General features: G+C 45.0%; 18 protein-coding genes. 1 reads left to right on the top strand and 17 read right to left on the bottom strand.

Going from position 1 to position 16,023, the window contains the following annotated elements; translation table 11 throughout:
* Positions 1-25: 25 nt before the first annotated feature.
* From pheA to L6I86_RS20685, 4 genes are all read right to left on the bottom strand, one after another.
* Positions 26-892 (bottom strand): prephenate dehydratase, encoded by an 867-nt coding sequence (gene pheA, locus L6I86_RS20670; RefSeq protein WP_236290141.1) that lies wholly within the window; start codon positions 890-892, stop codon positions 26-28.
* Positions 889-1,866, bottom strand: coding sequence for a homoserine kinase (gene thrB / locus L6I86_RS20675; protein WP_236290143.1), 978 nt, complete (start codon positions 1,864-1,866; stop codon positions 889-891). Before thrB ends, pheA begins: the two co-directional genes overlap by 4 nt.
* Positions 1,867-1,940: 74 nt before the next feature.
* Positions 1,941-3,227: a homoserine dehydrogenase gene (locus tag L6I86_RS20680; RefSeq protein ID WP_236290144.1), complete on the bottom strand. Its 1,287-nt coding sequence runs from the start codon at positions 3,225-3,227 to the stop codon at positions 1,941-1,943.
* Between the two features lie 29 nt (positions 3,228-3,256).
* Positions 3,257-3,709: an ACT domain-containing protein gene (locus L6I86_RS20685; RefSeq protein WP_056610603.1), complete on the bottom strand. Its 453-nt coding sequence runs from the start codon at positions 3,707-3,709 to the stop codon at positions 3,257-3,259.
* 197 nt (positions 3,710-3,906) lie between these two features.
* Between L6I86_RS20685 and L6I86_RS20690 the strand changes: the two genes are divergently transcribed.
* Positions 3,907-4,416 carry an NUDIX domain-containing protein gene (locus L6I86_RS20690; RefSeq protein ID WP_236290147.1) on the top strand — a complete coding sequence of 170 codons (510 nt, stop codon included), beginning with the start codon at positions 3,907-3,909 and terminating at the stop codon, positions 4,414-4,416.
* 65 nt (positions 4,417-4,481) lie between these two features.
* Here the strand turns inward: L6I86_RS20690 and L6I86_RS20695 are convergent, their stop codons facing one another.
* The 13 genes from L6I86_RS20695 to minC all read right to left on the bottom strand — a co-directional run bounded on the left by L6I86_RS20695 (position 4,482) and on the right by minC (position 16,004).
* Complete coding sequence (locus tag L6I86_RS20695; protein WP_236290149.1) at positions 4,482-5,462, bottom strand: C40 family peptidase; 981 nt, start codon at positions 5,460-5,462, stop codon at positions 4,482-4,484.
* 161 nt (positions 5,463-5,623) lie between these two features.
* Complete coding sequence (locus L6I86_RS20700) at positions 5,624-6,697, bottom strand: anthranilate phosphoribosyltransferase (protein WP_236290151.1); 1,074 nt, start codon at positions 6,695-6,697, stop codon at positions 5,624-5,626.
* Positions 6,698-6,861: 164 nt separating this feature from the next.
* Positions 6,862-8,166: a GTPase ObgE gene (gene obgE, locus L6I86_RS20705; protein ID WP_236290153.1), complete on the bottom strand. Its 1,305-nt coding sequence runs from the start codon at positions 8,164-8,166 to the stop codon at positions 6,862-6,864.
* 15 nt (positions 8,167-8,181) lie between these two features.
* Complete coding sequence (locus L6I86_RS20710; RefSeq protein ID WP_236290155.1) at positions 8,182-8,937, bottom strand: Spo0B domain-containing protein; 756 nt, start codon at positions 8,935-8,937, stop codon at positions 8,182-8,184.
* A 188-nt stretch (positions 8,938-9,125) separates the two neighbouring features.
* Positions 9,126-9,440, bottom strand: a complete 315-nt coding sequence (gene rpmA, locus L6I86_RS20715; RefSeq protein ID WP_036742986.1) for a 50S ribosomal protein L27 — start codon at positions 9,438-9,440, stop codon at positions 9,126-9,128.
* Positions 9,441-9,444: 4 nt separating this feature from the next.
* Positions 9,445-9,798 (bottom strand): ribosomal-processing cysteine protease Prp, encoded by a 354-nt coding sequence (locus L6I86_RS20720; protein WP_056610370.1) that lies wholly within the window; start codon positions 9,796-9,798, stop codon positions 9,445-9,447.
* A 12-nt stretch (positions 9,799-9,810) separates the two neighbouring features.
* Positions 9,811-10,122, bottom strand: coding sequence for a 50S ribosomal protein L21 (gene rplU, locus L6I86_RS20725; protein ID WP_028555793.1), 312 nt, complete (start codon positions 10,120-10,122; stop codon positions 9,811-9,813).
* 156 nt (positions 10,123-10,278) lie between these two features.
* Positions 10,279-11,442, bottom strand: a complete 1,164-nt coding sequence (locus L6I86_RS20730) for an Rne/Rng family ribonuclease (RefSeq protein WP_236290157.1) — start codon at positions 11,440-11,442, stop codon at positions 10,279-10,281.
* 23 nt (positions 11,443-11,465) lie between these two features.
* On the bottom strand, positions 11,466-12,341 hold the full coding sequence (locus tag L6I86_RS20735; protein WP_236290159.1) for a M50 family metallopeptidase: 876 nt from the start codon (positions 12,339-12,341) through the stop codon (positions 11,466-11,468).
* Positions 12,334-13,209, bottom strand: a complete 876-nt coding sequence (locus L6I86_RS20740) for a M23 family metallopeptidase (RefSeq protein WP_236290161.1) — start codon at positions 13,207-13,209, stop codon at positions 12,334-12,336. The genes L6I86_RS20735 and L6I86_RS20740 overlap by 8 nt, the downstream gene beginning before the upstream one ends.
* A 146-nt stretch (positions 13,210-13,355) precedes the next feature.
* On the bottom strand, positions 13,356-14,504 hold the full coding sequence (locus L6I86_RS20745; protein ID WP_236290163.1) for an FtsW/RodA/SpoVE family cell cycle protein: 1,149 nt from the start codon (positions 14,502-14,504) through the stop codon (positions 13,356-13,358).
* Positions 14,505-14,511: 7 nt separating this feature from the next.
* Entirely contained in the window at positions 14,512-15,306 is a 795-nt protein-coding gene (gene minD, locus L6I86_RS20750) for a septum site-determining protein MinD (RefSeq protein ID WP_236290165.1), read from the bottom strand.
* Positions 15,307-15,344: 38 nt separating this feature from the next.
* Entirely contained in the window at positions 15,345-16,004 is a 660-nt protein-coding gene (gene minC, locus L6I86_RS20755; RefSeq protein ID WP_236290167.1) for a septum site-determining protein MinC, read from the bottom strand.
* Positions 16,005-16,023: the final 19 nt, after the last annotated feature.

A 16,023-nucleotide genomic window follows, 5' to 3' on the forward strand; every position in this document is an offset into this window, starting at 1 on the left:
GCGTCATAAACGCAAGGGATTTTCCTTAGGATCCTATATACGGATAGCTTGGATAACAGCCCAAAATTCGAACCTGACATCCAATTGCTTCGATCTCTTGTATAGCTGAAGGCAGAAGAACAGAGTCCAACGTACCCGCAATATCGATATAGAAATAATAATTGCCAAGCTTCTTTTTCGTCGGTTTCGATTCAATCTTGGAAAGATTAATTCTACGCCAAGCAAAAGCCGATAGAACTTGGTGCAATGCACCTGGATAATCCTCGGGAAGAGTAACTAAAATCGTCGTCTTCATATCCTCCGACGGCAACAACTCCGACGCTTCTTTACCTACAAGCAAGAAGCGAGTCATGTTATCCTTGTGATCTTGAATCTCACGTTGCAACATCGGCACACCATAGTTCGCCGAGGCAATGGCTGTCCCAATCGCAGCAACAGTCGGGTCCTGAAGCGTAGACACGATGCGTACTCCCTCAGCCGTAGAGCTTACTTGTTCAAACTCGGCCTCACGCAAATATTGCTTCATAAATTGATTGCATTGTGCAGGTACAACTTGATGAGAGAGTACCTTGCGAATATGACGATAGGGATTCAATGCGTCAACTTCTGCATCGGGATTGGGGTAACCAATCAGATTCATATCGATCGGAAATACCCATTCTGCTCGAATCGGAAGATCAACTTCATGAACGAGCCAATCCACGTGGAGATGTACAGAGCCTTCTAGCGTATTTTCAATGGGTATCACACTTAAATCGGTTTCACCCGATGCCGTTGCGTTGAAAACCTCAGAGATCAGCTTGTACGAGACATACGTAAAATTCTCACCTAGAAAGTGACGTGTAGCTTCTTCCGAGAACGTACTGGGTCCAAGAATCGCAACTCGCTTCATGCCAGCACCTCATTTTCCACCAAGGATAGAAGACTCTCATCTCCACTTTGAAGGGCTGTCGTCGTCACACCTTCTTGGCTCGGTTTCAGCCATAGAAGCTGGGCTTCAATGCCTTCCTTCGCCAACGTATCTTGAAGAAACATCTCTAGCTCCGTCTTCTTCTCACTGCGTGCATCGACCAGTGCTAACATGGTTGGTCCTGCCCCGCTCAATGCAACACCAAGCGCGCCATGATCTTCACATTCATTCAATAGTGTCTTCATGCCAGGGATAAGTGCCGCGCGATAGGGCTGATGCAATCTGTCCTTCATCGCAAGACGAATCATCTCTAGGTTCCCTGTACTTAAAGCAGCAACAAGTAACGAGGAGTGACTAAGATTGAACACCGCATCCTTCATGGTTACATGTTGAGGCATAACACCCCTCGCCTTTTCGGTCGATAACTGGAAGGCAGGTATCGCCACCAGCACCTCCAAATTATGATCAGGCTCAATACGTATCGACTCTGCTCTTACTTCGTCCCAGAAAGCTACGACAATTCCGCCGTATAAGCTTGCGCCCACATTATCAGGGTGCTTCTCCAGACGCGAAGCAATTTGGAAAAGTTCATAGGTTGAGAATCGATTCCCAATAAGTGCGTTAGCACCTGCAAGCGCCCCTACGATAGCCGAAGCACTGCTTCCTAAACCACGCGTAAGTGGAATTTCGCTATACATGGAAATCTCAAGTTCTGGATGCGAAACGCCAGCTTTATCAAACACCATTTGAGCTACTTTATAGATTAAATTCGATTTATCCGTAGGAATCCCGCTCATCTGATCGCCGATCAATTGAATTCTTGTCTGATCAGAGATCGCCATATCAATCCAAGCATATAAGTTCAAGGCCATCCCCAAGGAGTCAAAGCCGGGACCTAGATTCGCAGTGCTTGCCGGTACTTTCACCCTTACCTTTTGTTCTGTCTTGTAGCTCATTTCGAAATTGCGCCTCTCTTCACTTAAAATAAACGTCTAACGCACTCCTCCTAGGATGAGTGCGTTACCGATTTCTAACCTTCTACACGATATACACTCTTAATCGCATGGATAACATCCATGGATTCGAATTGGTTCAATACATTTTTCATGCTCGCTTGATTAGCATCATGTGTAATAATGATGATCTCAGCTTTCGGGTTCGATTTATTCGGATGTTGGAAAACCGATTCCAAGCTAACCTCATGCTCTGCGAAAATTTGTGTGATTTGGGCAAGCACGCCTGCTTTGTCTTCAACATGAAGTAGAATGAAGTTTTTGGAAGCGATTTGTTCGTCCGTTTTAAGCTTCTTCTCTTTGTAAGGAGCTTGTACCGTACGTCCATTAATCCCTAATTTCAAGTTGCGTACAACAGCCACTAGATCAGCTACAACGGATGTTGCTGTAGGAAGTTCACCTGCACCCGCACCGTAGAACATCGTTTCACCAACTGCTTCACCAGTCACATAAACGGCATTGAATACACCATTTACGGAAGCTAGCGGATGCGAGTTTTTGACCATCGTCGGTTGAACGCTTACGGAGATATGGCCATCATGGTTCTCAGCAATACCAAGCAATTTTACTTCATAGCCTAACTTTTTACCGTATTGGATATCTTCCTTCGTTACTTTGGAAATACCTTTCGCTTCCACATCGCTTAAAGCGACATTGGCATGAAAACCAAGCGTCGATAGGATCGTCATTTTGCGAGCCGCATCTAAGCCCTCAACATCCGAAGTAGGGTCCGCTTCTGCATAGCCTAATTCTTGTGCTTCTTTCAACACATCGGCATATGCAGCGCCTTCTTGACTCATTTTAGTTAAAATGTAGTTTGTCGTGCCGTTCACAATCCCCATAATCTTCGTGATGCGATCCGAGGAGAAGCCTTCAACAAGTGCACGAATGATCGGAATCCCGCCCGCAACACTCGCCTCATAAAAAACATCACAATTATTTTCAGCGGCTTTGGCCAAAATTTCAGCACCATGCATCGCCATTAGATCCTTATTCGCTGTAATGATGTGTTTGCCGTTCCCAAGTGCTGTTAGAATGTGGGCTTTCGTCGCTTCAACACCACCCATTACTTCTACAACGATATCGATCTCACTATCCCCAATGACGTCCCAGACGTTCTCTGTAAGCTTATCTACATCAACAGAAATGTTACGAAGTTTGGATTTATCTTGTACAAGAATTTTGGCAATTTCAATAGCTGAACCTGTTTGACGTTGCAAATCTTCTTGATGGCCTTCAACAATACGTACGACACCTGTTCCTACAGTTCCTAATCCTAGTAAACCAACCTTGATGGGTTTCATTTCATTACCTCCTGAATTGTATGCTAATCTTAACTGCCTTGACCGATGACCATGGCACGCTTGACTCCGTCTTGCGCTCCTAAGCGATCCACAATTTCGCGGATCTCCTCGCCCATGGATGAAATTTCTAAGGATATAACGACATTCGCCATACCTTGTAATGGAATCGTTTGGTGGATGGTCAACACATTGCCATCCAAATTGGCGATGAGTGCGAGTACGCGGGACAATATTCCGGACCTATGCTCCAAATCCATTGAAATTGTAATTATTCGTTCGCGCTCTAGCTTGCTAAGTGGATGAATGCCATCTTTATACTTATAGAAGGCGCTTCTGCTCAGCCCAACTTGTTCGACAGCGTCGTGAATCGTCTTCACTTCACCCCGTGCAAGTAACTCCTTGGCCTGTGCTGTCTTCAGAACACCTTCTGGAAGAATGTCCTCACGGACTAAGTAGTACCTCTCAGGTCCGATGTGCTTCATGGTTGGAAGAAACTCTTTGCTCTCCGGCACCTAACTACCGTCCTCTCCAAAAAGACTAATGTTTCCCTATAGAGGACATTATATCGAAACATGCCTCGTGAAGCAATAGGCAAAATGCATCCAAGCATTCGCCTTTGCAGCCCCTTCCTTTTCTATGATAAGCTGAAACGGAACTAACGAAGGGAGGGGATCTCTCCATGATTACATTACGAATGATGTCTACCGCACTTTTATGGAACAAGCATGACGAGCTCCTCATGATGAAACGCGCATTAAACCGCACGCTCTCTCCCGGCTTATGGGCGGCTATTGGCGGTCATCTCGAACCGCATGAAATTAGCCAACCAAGAACGGCTTGCTTTCGTGAGGTTTGGGAAGAAACCGGCATCGAGCAAGACGAAATTCAAGATTTACATCTGCAATATGTCTTACTTCGGCTCAATGGCCAAGAAATACGCCAACAGTTTTTCTATGTCGGTAAAACGGATGTGAATCCACGAATCGTTACATCGGAAGGTGATTTGCATTGGATTCACAAAGCAGAGGTCCTAGATCGCCCGATGCCCTATATTTTTCGCTGCTTACTCGAACATTATTTCAGCGTGGGCCCGACTTCTCATCCATGGATAGGCTCTGCAGGGATTCAATCAGGGACAGACACACCTACAATACATTGGAACCCCTTATTGGACCCGATGCAAATTTAATCCAACCCCTGACTTGGAAAAGAGCAGACAACGATTTCTCGTTGCCTGCTCTTTTTGTAGCATTCTTATAACGCACTGCCTCCGAATAGAAAGCGATATTCCCAATGCCGATTTGCGATGGAATCAATTCGCACACCGCCACTTTCTTTGGAATACGTCGAGAGTATTTGACCATTGCCTAAATAAATAGCCACATGAGTAATCGTTTGTGCAGACTTATTAATTCCTGCATAGTTGGATTGCGCCGTCCCTTTATAAGACATAAAGAACATCAGATCGCCAACCTTGAGGTTATGCCAGTCCGTTACATTGTGTCCGAGCGACTTTACATACGCACCTTGACCTCTTGAATCAGATGGTAATTTCAGTCCAATTCCGTCCAAGAATGCTTGACGTACAAAATCAGAACAATCAAACGTTGAGGTATTATCACGATTGGACCCATATTCATATGGCGTTCCTATGTATTTCTTGCCTGCTGCTATCACCTTTTGAATCTTTTCGCTTGTTGTCCCACCCGTGTTCGTACCAGGAGATGTGCTTACACCTGAGGTTGATATGTAGGTAGGACTTGTGCTTATGTATCCTTCACGACCATCTGATGCTTTGACTTTATACCAGTAAGCATTTACTTTCTCGAGGATTTGAACGGTTTCTCCTGCCTTCAGATAACGGATTCTCGTAGCATTCTCATTAGCCGCTGTACGGAAGCTCACGCTTGCGACGATACGTCCTGTACCCGTTGCAGGTGACGTTGTTTGACCGTTTGCTTTTATGTACTTTGAACTTGTTGAGACATAACCGATTTGACCGTTCGTCACTTGAACTCTATACCAGTAGGCATTCACTTTCTCGATTATAGAGACTGGCTCTCCGGCTTTTAAATAGCGAATACGAGGTGAATTCTCGTCTGGGCTTTGGCGAAAACTCACACTGCTAACGACTTCACCAGTAGTTGCAGCAGAAGCTGCTTTAGGGAATGGGACTGTGACAGCACCAAATAGTAATGATGGGATAAGGGCAAAAGCAAGTAGTTGTTTCTTCATGAAGTAAGCCTCCTAGCGTTTTGTACTTACGAATCCTAATGACACTAGTAAATGGTAACATATCCATTGATTAAGTTTTACCTGTAACATCTACCAATTCGCCTACCCCCACAAAAAAAGCCCTCCATTTTGCTGTCTACTCACAGCTTTTTGGAAGGCCTTTAACCTATTTTCGAAGAAGAATCATCACTGTCGGCAAGATCTTGCAGTTTCAAATACTGACTCTGATCAATCCATCGCTGCATAGTTTTATGCGCTTCTTTCCGCTGTAGTAAAGCGTCGGCAAGCTGAAAGCCCTCTTCATAGCTATCTACCTTATCAAACCATTTCAATCTTAGCCCCGTATTGAAAATGACGTGATCACGTTCACGTTTGACTTCTGTCCCATCCTCGCCTGCAATAATGCGTTTCACCATCGTAATCTGATCTTCTTTGGCCAAATTTGGTAGAGGTGTACTCGTAAAGCCAAATTTCTGCGGTTCAACACTTCGTGACTCATCTCCCCAAGGGGTCACAATCCGAATCGTGCTGTTCTCATAGAGGGGTAAATCCTCAGATCCATCAATGCCGCTGATAATATACGCTTGTTGAAACCCCGAACGCATTGAAATCGGAATCAGGGATTCCATTACTTTGCGCTGTTGCACACCGATAATTAAGTTCGTCGAAAGCACAGGATTCAATACTTTCTCTATCGTATCGATGACTGTTCGTATACCTAATTGTTCCCTGACCTGCTTCAACCGTCCAATTGGCGGACACAACTGCTCTGTAGGTAGAAATCCGATATGCAAATGAAATAACATAGATTGCCAAGCTTTCACAGAAAGATGCAAGGAAACACCTAAGCTTTCTACGATCTCTTTCAGTGCTGTCCCTTGGCGGGCGGGGAGCGCATCACCACCTTGCATCACCTGGGTGAACCCCACTGACGCAAGCAGCAGGCTGACGGGCAACGTAACAGGAAATCGCTTTCTCCCTTCTGTTGGCCCGATTGAATTAAGTGAGTTAGGCTGAGTATGATAATTCAAAGAATAGCCGCGATAGACATCGATAAAGGCCATTAACTCGTCATCTGCTTCCCCTTTCATACATAACGCCATTAAAAAGGCTGCGCATTGCGCATCTGTTGAATCTCCTTTCGCCATTTCACCAGCGGCTTCTACAGCTTCATCGTAGGTTAAATTCCGCATTCGCGTCTGATCCGACCCCATCGCTTGAATCCATCTCTTCATCATACTCCTCCTTTCTTGGGTCCACCTAATGTTATATTAACTCACATAGTTTTCATGTTATATCTAAAATGGTAATGCTTTTAATTACACATGTCAAGTATTATGACATTAAGTGGGCCGAAATGAAAAAAAACACCTATCCCGTTGGGATAAGTGCTCTTGTATTATAAATTATTTTCATCAAACTCGAAGTCAAAGTCACCAATTTGAATAGTTTGTCCATGTACAGCGCCACGTTTACGCAACTCATCATCAATGCCCATGTTACGCAAAATACGAGCAAAACGCGCGATTCCATCTTGTGTCGTAAAATTCGTCCGCTTGATCAATTTCTCAATCGATGGGCTCTCGATAACGAATACATCATTATCACGACGAATCGTGAAGTCATTCTCTTCGCGTTTCTCAAAGCGATATACTTTACGCTCTTCTCTCCCAGCAACTCCCTCGACCTCAGGGGCATTCGGGATGCTTTCCACGATGTCAGAAATCTTATACAGCAACTCTTGAACGCCACCGCGTGTCAATGCCGAAATTGGGTAAACGGCATAATCCTTACCATCAGCAGCCAACTGCTCTTTGAACAAGGCCAAGTTATCTTCCGACTCTGGCATGTCCATTTTGTTGGCTACAACGATTTGAGGACGTTGCTCTAACTTCGCATTATAGAGCTTGATTTCTTCATTGATTTTGATGAAATCCTCATAAGGATCACGTCCGTCCGCAGCCGACATGTCCACGACATGTACAATTACCCGCGTCCGCTCTACGTGACGTAGGAACTCATGACCCAAACCTACACCTTCGTGAGCACCTTCAATTAATCCTGGCAAATCTGCCATCACGAAGCTTCTGCCATCCCCAACATCAACTACGCCTAGGTTAGGGGTTAACGTTGTGAAGTGATACGCTGCAATCTTAGGCTTCGCGGCAGAAACGACAGACAATAAAGTTGATTTACCCACGCTCGGGAAACCTACAAGCCCTACGTCAGCCATTACTTTCATTTCTAAGATAACCCAACGTTCTACGCCTTCTTCACCGTTCTCCGCAATCTCAGGAGCTGTCACGCGAGCAGTTGCAAAGCGCGTATTACCTCTTCCGCCTCTACCACCCTTCGCAACGACGACTTCTTGCCCATGACGCGTTAAGTCAGCGATCACTTCTTGCGTGTCATCATCAATAATGGTCGTCCCAGGGGGAATACGAACGATCATATCCTCTGAGTTTGCTCCATGCATCGATTTGTTGCGGCCTTTCTCACCGCGCTCTGCTTTAAAGTGCTTCTGATAACGGAAATCCATCAATGTCCGTAAGCCTTCGTCTACGCGGAAAACAACATCACCACCGTTGCCACCATCACCACCGGCAGGACCACCTTCCGGTACATACTTCTCCCGACGGAAAGCAACTAAACCGTCACCACCGTCGCCGCCTTTTACAAAAATCTTCGCCTTATCAACAAACATTTCTACACCTCAACTTTATATATGAAACGGCAATCGTAGCGTGACACTTACTTCTTCTTCATGCCAATCATCATTCTCAAGCAAATACTGTGAACCTTTCGATGAAAAACGCGCTAAAACCGATTGCTCAAGTTGTTCCCGATTATAGGGGCCTTGATATACAAAATCAAGCAGTAAGCCATCTTCTTGAACATCAAACTCCAAGCTGAGAGTGCCACTTTCCCCATCTTCGAATGCCGTTTGTTCCTGAATGCATGCCACCATTTGCCGAACCAATCGTTCAATCAATCCGTGCTGGATCGGGAGTTGTCCGAGATTAATTTCTTGCTCAACTTCCACATTCAACTCTAACGTCTTTGACTGCACACGGAATTGAAGCAAGTAAGCAATAAAAGAGGGGAGTCCCAGCTTGGAGAGATTGCTTTCCTGCTGCATAGTCATTTTTATTTTTTCCATATAGGGTCGTAAATTATCAAACTTCTTCATTTGAATGTAACCAAATAAAATCTGGGTATCATTCATCCAATCATGCCGCAAGCGATTTACAACGGCAATCAGCTTCAGATGTTCCTCTTGCTCTTGCTGCTTCAGCGTAGAACGCCACTTTTCTTCCATTCTACTTACTTCTAGTCTCCAAGCTGTATACCCACTTATGAGAATGATTAGTAGAAATGCCACTCGAATAATCCACGGTTCTGTAACCAACAAGCCAGTCAATCCTATGAGCACAAGTGCTAATACATAGACCTGTGCGCTGCCCAATTGCTTCATTATCCGCTCGCCCCGTTCTCTGCTTTGTAACCGTTCATCCAGTATATCATGCTGCCTGGAAAACTTCACCAAACAAACGAGAAAACCCCCGCCCCGGGCCATCCGAAATGAGTGATCACGGTTAGAGGTTTTTCCATACATATTGAGAAAAAATCCCTGGATGAACTCTCGCTCACCAGGGATTCTAATTACGCTTCTAGAGCTGCAGCTACTGGAGCTACATCAACTGGGTATACGCTCACTTTTTTGCGATCGCGGCCCAAACGTTCGAATTTCACTACGCCTTGTACCAAAGCGAAAAGTGTATCATCCGAACCGATGCCTACGTTCGTTCCTGGGTGAATTTTCGTACCGCGTTGACGGTAGAGAATGCTTCCAGCAGTAACAGTTTGACCGTCAGCACGTTTAGCGCCAAGGCGCTTAGAGTGTGAGTCACGACCGTTCTTTGTGGAACCTACCCCTTTTTTGGAAGCGAATAATTGGAGATCCAATTTCAAAAACATGGTGTTATCCTCCTTTGTGATAGATTGTTTCAATCGTTATATAGTCACCGTAAGTTTGTTCAATCGTTTGTAACATAACGACCATCGATTCTATAATTAACTGCACTTGACCCCAAGTCTCAGGCATGGCACGCGCACTATCCGGGATGGTTACATCCAACAGTCCAGGTTCCATTTCGTGAATGGGAATCACACCGGTTAAGGATTCTATCGAGTTACATGTACCAACGGAAATCGCTGATACCGCGGCGCAGACCAAGTCTTTGCCAGGCACGTCATATTCAGCATGGCCTTCCACTACAAAAGAAAGAATTTGAGGCGAATCCGGTGCAAGACGTTCTATGGTCACGTAGATCATAGGGCTTGTCTCTTACGCTTGGATTTTCTCAACTACTACTCTTGTGTACGGTTGACGATGACCTTGCTTTTTGTGATAGTTCTTTTTCGGTTTGTACTTATAAACGATGACTTTTGCGCCTTTGCCGTGTTTCTCCACTTTCGCGGAAACTGAAGCACCTGCAACCAATGGAGCACCTACTACTAGGCCATCTTCTTTGGAAACCAAGAACACACGATCAAAAGAAACAACCTCACCCTCAGCAGCGTTCAATTTCTCGATGTAAAGAACATCGCCCTCTTGAACTTTGTACTGTTTACCACCTGTTTCAATAATTGCGTACATTTTCATTACCTCCTCATGTCTCAGACTCGCCTTGTGCAGGTGACGGAACAGAATTAATTCCATTCGCGTACTTCGACCTGTTTCGTGCGGTTACAGCATGCCTAAACAACACACTCCGAGTATTATATCACAGTTATATTTTCATATGCAAACCTTTTATTTGCGTTTCCGAGTCATTTCCAACAATCCTAACTTGGTCCAACCTACAATTGTCGTCTTAGAACGATCCTTGCGTACAGCTTCCGCCATATTCGCCATGACCTTCGCACGATTGTCTTCTGCATGCATGTCAATAAAATCGACAATAATAATACCTCTCAGATTTCGAAGCCGCAAAAGCCTAGGGATCTCGATAGCTGCTTCCCGATTAATATCTGTAACCGTTTGCTCTAAATCAATTGACCCCGTATATCGTCCCGTATTGACATCAATTACTGTCAGTGCCTCGGTTTGATCGATAATTAGATACCCTCCGCTAGGGAGCCAGATTTTGCGGCGAAAGCTCTGGTTCAGCTCTTCCGTGACGCCGAAATGATCAAACATAGGTGTTCTACGGTCGTAGAAAGCGATGCGGCCACGCCAACCCGGTTGTTGCTTGCGTAATAAGGTTCTCATTTCCTCAAAAACCTTGTTATTGCTCATCCACACTTCTTGAACTTCATCCGATATCACATCTCGCGCTAGTTTGGGCAGTAAATCCAGATCTTGATAAAGCTGTGCGGGAACATGTGTTTCTTCTCGCTTCGCTTGAATGGTACTCCACACATCGCGTAAATTTTGCAAATCATCTCGAATAGCTTCTTCACTTTGACCTATTGCACCTGTTCGAATAATCACGCCTTCACCAGGCATAAGATTACCCTCTGCTAGCTGCTTTAGTCGCTGTCGCTCAGCTTCTAGATCAATTTTACGAGATATGGCAATATAATCCGCATCTGGCATATAAACAATCCAACGGCCCGGAATGGAAACGTGCGTAGTCACTCTTGCCCCTTTGGTCCCCTGTGGATCCTTGCTCACTTGAACCATTAGCATTTGCCCTACTTCAGCAATATCCGTAATGGATGGCTTAATCTTAGGTTGCTTGTCCACATGAACGGGGAGGAGATCGTCTATATAAAGAAAGGCATTCTTCGCAAGTCCAATATCGACGAATGCCGCTTGCATGCCGGGAAGTACGTTTACGATGCGGCCCATGTAGATGCTGCCTGCCCGTTGAGATTCAAGCGGATACTGCGTATCATACTCCACAAGACGTCCATCCTCTAGCAATGCCGCTTGTGTAAGCTCTGGTGCGCAGTGAATTATCAGTTGCTTCATACATGTTCACCTCACCAGTTATTTTACATGAAAAGATCGGAAACTGCACTCCCCGGTTTTTTCCCATCTAAATAACCGCCGACGATTTGCTGTTCGGGCAGCACAGCTTGGATGCGCCCTGCTTCATTCACGACATAAATTAAGTGGTATCGTTCTCGCATAAAAAGCTTCAACGTCTCTGCCATCGTAAGCTGCTTCGTAATTACAATCGGCTGCGCTCTAGTACCCCGGCTCAGCAACTGCCCTACTCGCAATCCGCGCCCCATTAGGAAACGTAGAAAGTGATAGGGAATCTGTCGGTAAGCATACCAATTGGATACAAGTAGAAACAAACCTATCACTAGAATATTAATTGGCAGTTGCCCTTGTAAGAGCTGCACAACCGCCATAACAATGATTGAAAAGCTTATGATCATACTGATCCAAACTGAATACACAATCGTGTTATGAAACGACATGATATAGCCTAACAGGCCTTGCATGATTTTCCCGCCATCGAGCGGCATCACTGGTATCAGATTGAATAATCCGATCATGAGATTTGCTTCAATGAAGTAATCCCACCAGTTACCACTTCCAATATCCAGTGACTTCAGTATCAACGCCAGTCCTATCATCCATATGTGTTGAAGCGGTCCTGCTATGGCGACGATCAACTCCTCACGAGTAGACGTACTCCCAAGCTCATCAACAATTAAGACACCACCAAAGGGAAGTAGCTGCACTTCTTGGACCCTCCAACCGAACCCTTTTGCCGCGGTTAAATGCCCTAGTTCATGGATGAATACGATGCCGAATAACGTGATTGCCTCCAAGAAATACCCCGTTATCGCACAGCCAATCATAATTAAGGTGAATAATGGATGAAATCGATATTTCGTCCCTGCCCATTTAATCAAAGGTGATCACATCCACCGGATTGATCGTTACGCCTTCTTTCATGACTGAGAAATACAGGTTCCCCTTTGTTGGATTTTTGGCAGAAGCTTTACCTATGGGCTCCCCTACCTTCATCCAATCGCCAACAGCTACTGTAACCTCACTTAGTCCACCGTATAAAGATTCAAGTCCACCAGGATGTCGAATCATAATCGTTAATCCCGTATCCGTAGTTGTACCTGCGAAAATAACCTGCCCCGTATCCATCGCATACACCGGAGCAAACTCAGCCGTGTTCAATTTGACTCCCTTATGGTTTGTCCCATCGTAGCTGATCAACACGCTTCCTTTGGCCGGTGCGAACAACGTACGCTTCGAGGTACTTACAATCACAGCTTCATTGCCTGCGCGGTTAAAGCTTGGAATAAAGGAAGGGGCCCCTCCGAACTTATCGGCATACCAAGCGGACAAAGCCGTAAAGTCATAGGACTGCGTTAGTGCTGCCGTTATATATAGCTTCCCTTGAATAGCCCATGGCTTGTCTATTTGAAACATCCCGTAAACAGATGCAAATAGGGCACCACTGATGAGCAGCTTCAAGGCAATTCTCCGCGCAGATGGCGGGGTAAGAATTCCTCTTTCTGCATCATCAATCGCCGTATCCATCATAAGCTTCTGTCTCCAGGCAAACTCGGGGTCCTCCATTCGTCTTCTCCAGTCAGGATCAGCATATAACGGCATTTCCTCTTTTTGTCGTATTGGCATTAGGAAATCAACCGACGGAGAGGATCTGTGTGAGCTTCCATTCCCTAATGTTGATTCTGACGATTCTCGCAAATGGCGAAGTCGCTCTAGTCGGCGTTGCTTTACTTTATCTTTTATAACCATAGAATCCCCTCCTCATAGACTTTCATTAGTACAGCCTATGAGCAGATGGACAAGATTATGTGAAAAGTGCAGCCCTCATTCTGCTTGCAGGAATAGAAAAAGCCCGCGGCCTCGATAAGGTCACGGACTTAACATAGTTATAGCCTTTAAAACAATTCAGGCGCACGCTCTTGATGCAGCTTCACACTCATGACAAGGCCTAGTGAAAGCATATTGATGAGAAGTGAGGTCCCTCCATAACTGACGAAAGGAAGTGTAATACCGGTTAATGGCATAATGCCAATCATCATTCCAACGTTCTCAAAAATTTGGAATACGAACATAGATACAACACCAACAACGATATATGCGCCAGCAAGCTGAGAACTTTGAATAGAGATCAGAATCATACGATAAATAAGTAAGAAATAAATAAGCAGAAGTACGGCAGAACCACGGAAGCCAAACTCTTCCCCTACAACAACGAAGATCGAATCCGAATAGGCGAAGGGAATGAAATTACTGTGCACAGAGGTCCCCTTCAAGAAACCCTCACCTTCCAAACCACCAGAACCAATCGCCCTTACCGCGTTGCGTACCTGATAATTATCATCATCCGACACATCCTGCGGATAAAGGAACGTATCTATCCGATCCATCCAGTGACTGAAGCCGTATCCCTTAAGCATTTCAAACAGACTATCATGAAAATGTTTATATAACGTCAGTGTCAGGAAACCTACTCCGACCACGAGAAGGATACTTATTAACACTTGTGAGTATTTGATATTTCCAATCCATAGCATCCCTATCAAAATAATAACAAAAATAATCGCATTCCCTAGATCAGGCTGTATGAGAACAAGCGCGAATGGGAGAAACACAGCTAACCCTACAGGAATAATATCATTCTTCACCTGAAGCAAGTCCCCGCCGCGTCTGGCAAGGAGAGCTGTAATGCAAATAATCAAGATTAATTTGACGAGCTCTGCTGGTTGAAATGTCAATCCTCCCGGAAGTTCAAACCAGCCGCGGGCACCATGAATTTTTTTACCAAAAAAATAGACGGCAATCAAAGAGACAATTCCAATCCCATACAAATATGGAGCAATTCGTATAAGTACACGATAATCGAATAAACTACAAGCTAGAAATGCGACGAGTCCTACCGCATATAAAATCAGAATTTTCGAAATGCTGATGTTAATGGTCGGGTGATCGACAGATGAGCTGTAGACCATCATTGTACTTATCACCATGAAGGCAAACAGAATGACAACAATTGGAATATCAATGTTTTTCAGTTTGGCAAACACAGAACAATCATCCTATTCCAATAAACTTTTTCATTCGTTTTACCCAACCGGTTTTGTCCTCTAACTGCATAAGCGGCACGGTATCGCCAACAATACGCCTAGCAATATTCCGATACGCAATGGCTGCGCGTGATGATGGGTTCATCACCGTTGGTTCACCTAGATTAGCCGCCTTAATTACGTGCTCATCATCCGGTACAATTCCTAACAAATCTATTGCAAGAACAGAGCAAATTTCATCGATATCCAGCATTTCACCTTTTTTCACCATTTGAGGACGAATACGGTTAATGACAAGCTTCGGTGAAGATATTTTCTCATTTTCCAAAAGGCCAATAATCCGATCCGCATCACGCACAGCGGCGTTTTCCGGAGTCGTCACAACAATCGCTTTATCTGCGCCTGCAACCGCGTTCTTGAAGCCCTGCTCAATCCCCGCTGGACAGTCGATAATGACATATTCGAAATCATTTTTGAGTTCCAAAATAATTGTCCGCACCTGATCCGGAGTTACGGCGTGCTTGTCCTTCGTTTGAGCAGCTGGTAATAAGTACAGCTCATCAAATCGTTTATCCTTAATTAGTGCTTGCGGCAATCGGCAACGACCTTCCGCAACGTCCACAAGATCATAGATAATCCGATTTTCCAATCCCATCACAACATCCAGATTACGTAAACCAATATCCGTATCAACCATGCATACTTTCTTCCCCAGAAGTGCAAGTGCAGTCCCCAGATTAGCGGAAGTCGTCGTTTTACCAACGCCACCTTTACCTGAGGTGACAACGATAGCCTCTCCCATATTCCTCACCCCAGACACAGTTTATATGTTAAAAACATTTATTTAATTGGAGCATCCGGCCAAATCCGATGAAGCTGATGCAGCTTATCGATTTCCATTTTGCCTTCTTTGACATAAGCAAATTCCATGAAAGCCTCCTCGATCCCCCACTCATCTGGAGAACGACTGATGACCCCGGCAATTCGTAATTGTGTAGGCCGCATATGAGACGCAGCAATGATTGCTTTCTCGTCTCCATCTGACCCTGCGTGAGCCATACCGCGAAGTGAACCCATTATGTAAATGTTCCCTGTGGAGGTAATGATTCCGCCTGGGTTAACATCACCTAAATAAAGTAAATCACCTTCGTTGTGAAGGGTTTGTCCTGACCGAATCATTCCTCTTAGCGTTGTCATGGTTACCTTGGGCTCTGGTGGAGCCTCCACCTTAGGCGGTTCACTCTCGATGGATTGAATCAAGAGATTCCCCTTCTGCTTAATCACAGCTCGAATCTCTTCTTTCTGTTCATCGGTGGCCACACGGTTGCCCAGTTTGACATTCACATGAATAATCGGACCCGTTAATATTTGTTGATGCGTTTTCTCAAGCTTATGTTGCAGCTCTTGCAACAGCTCTTGCCAATCGCATGCGTCATTTAGTAAAAAAACTAGGCCATCTTTGACCCCTTTAATCATAACATGGTGCTTCGCTACAGACATAATGGCATGACGACCTCCC

This window comes from Paenibacillus allorhizoplanae (assembly GCF_927798215.1).
Lineage (GTDB): Bacteria > Bacillota > Bacilli > Paenibacillales > NBRC-103111 > Paenibacillus_E > Paenibacillus_E allorhizoplanae.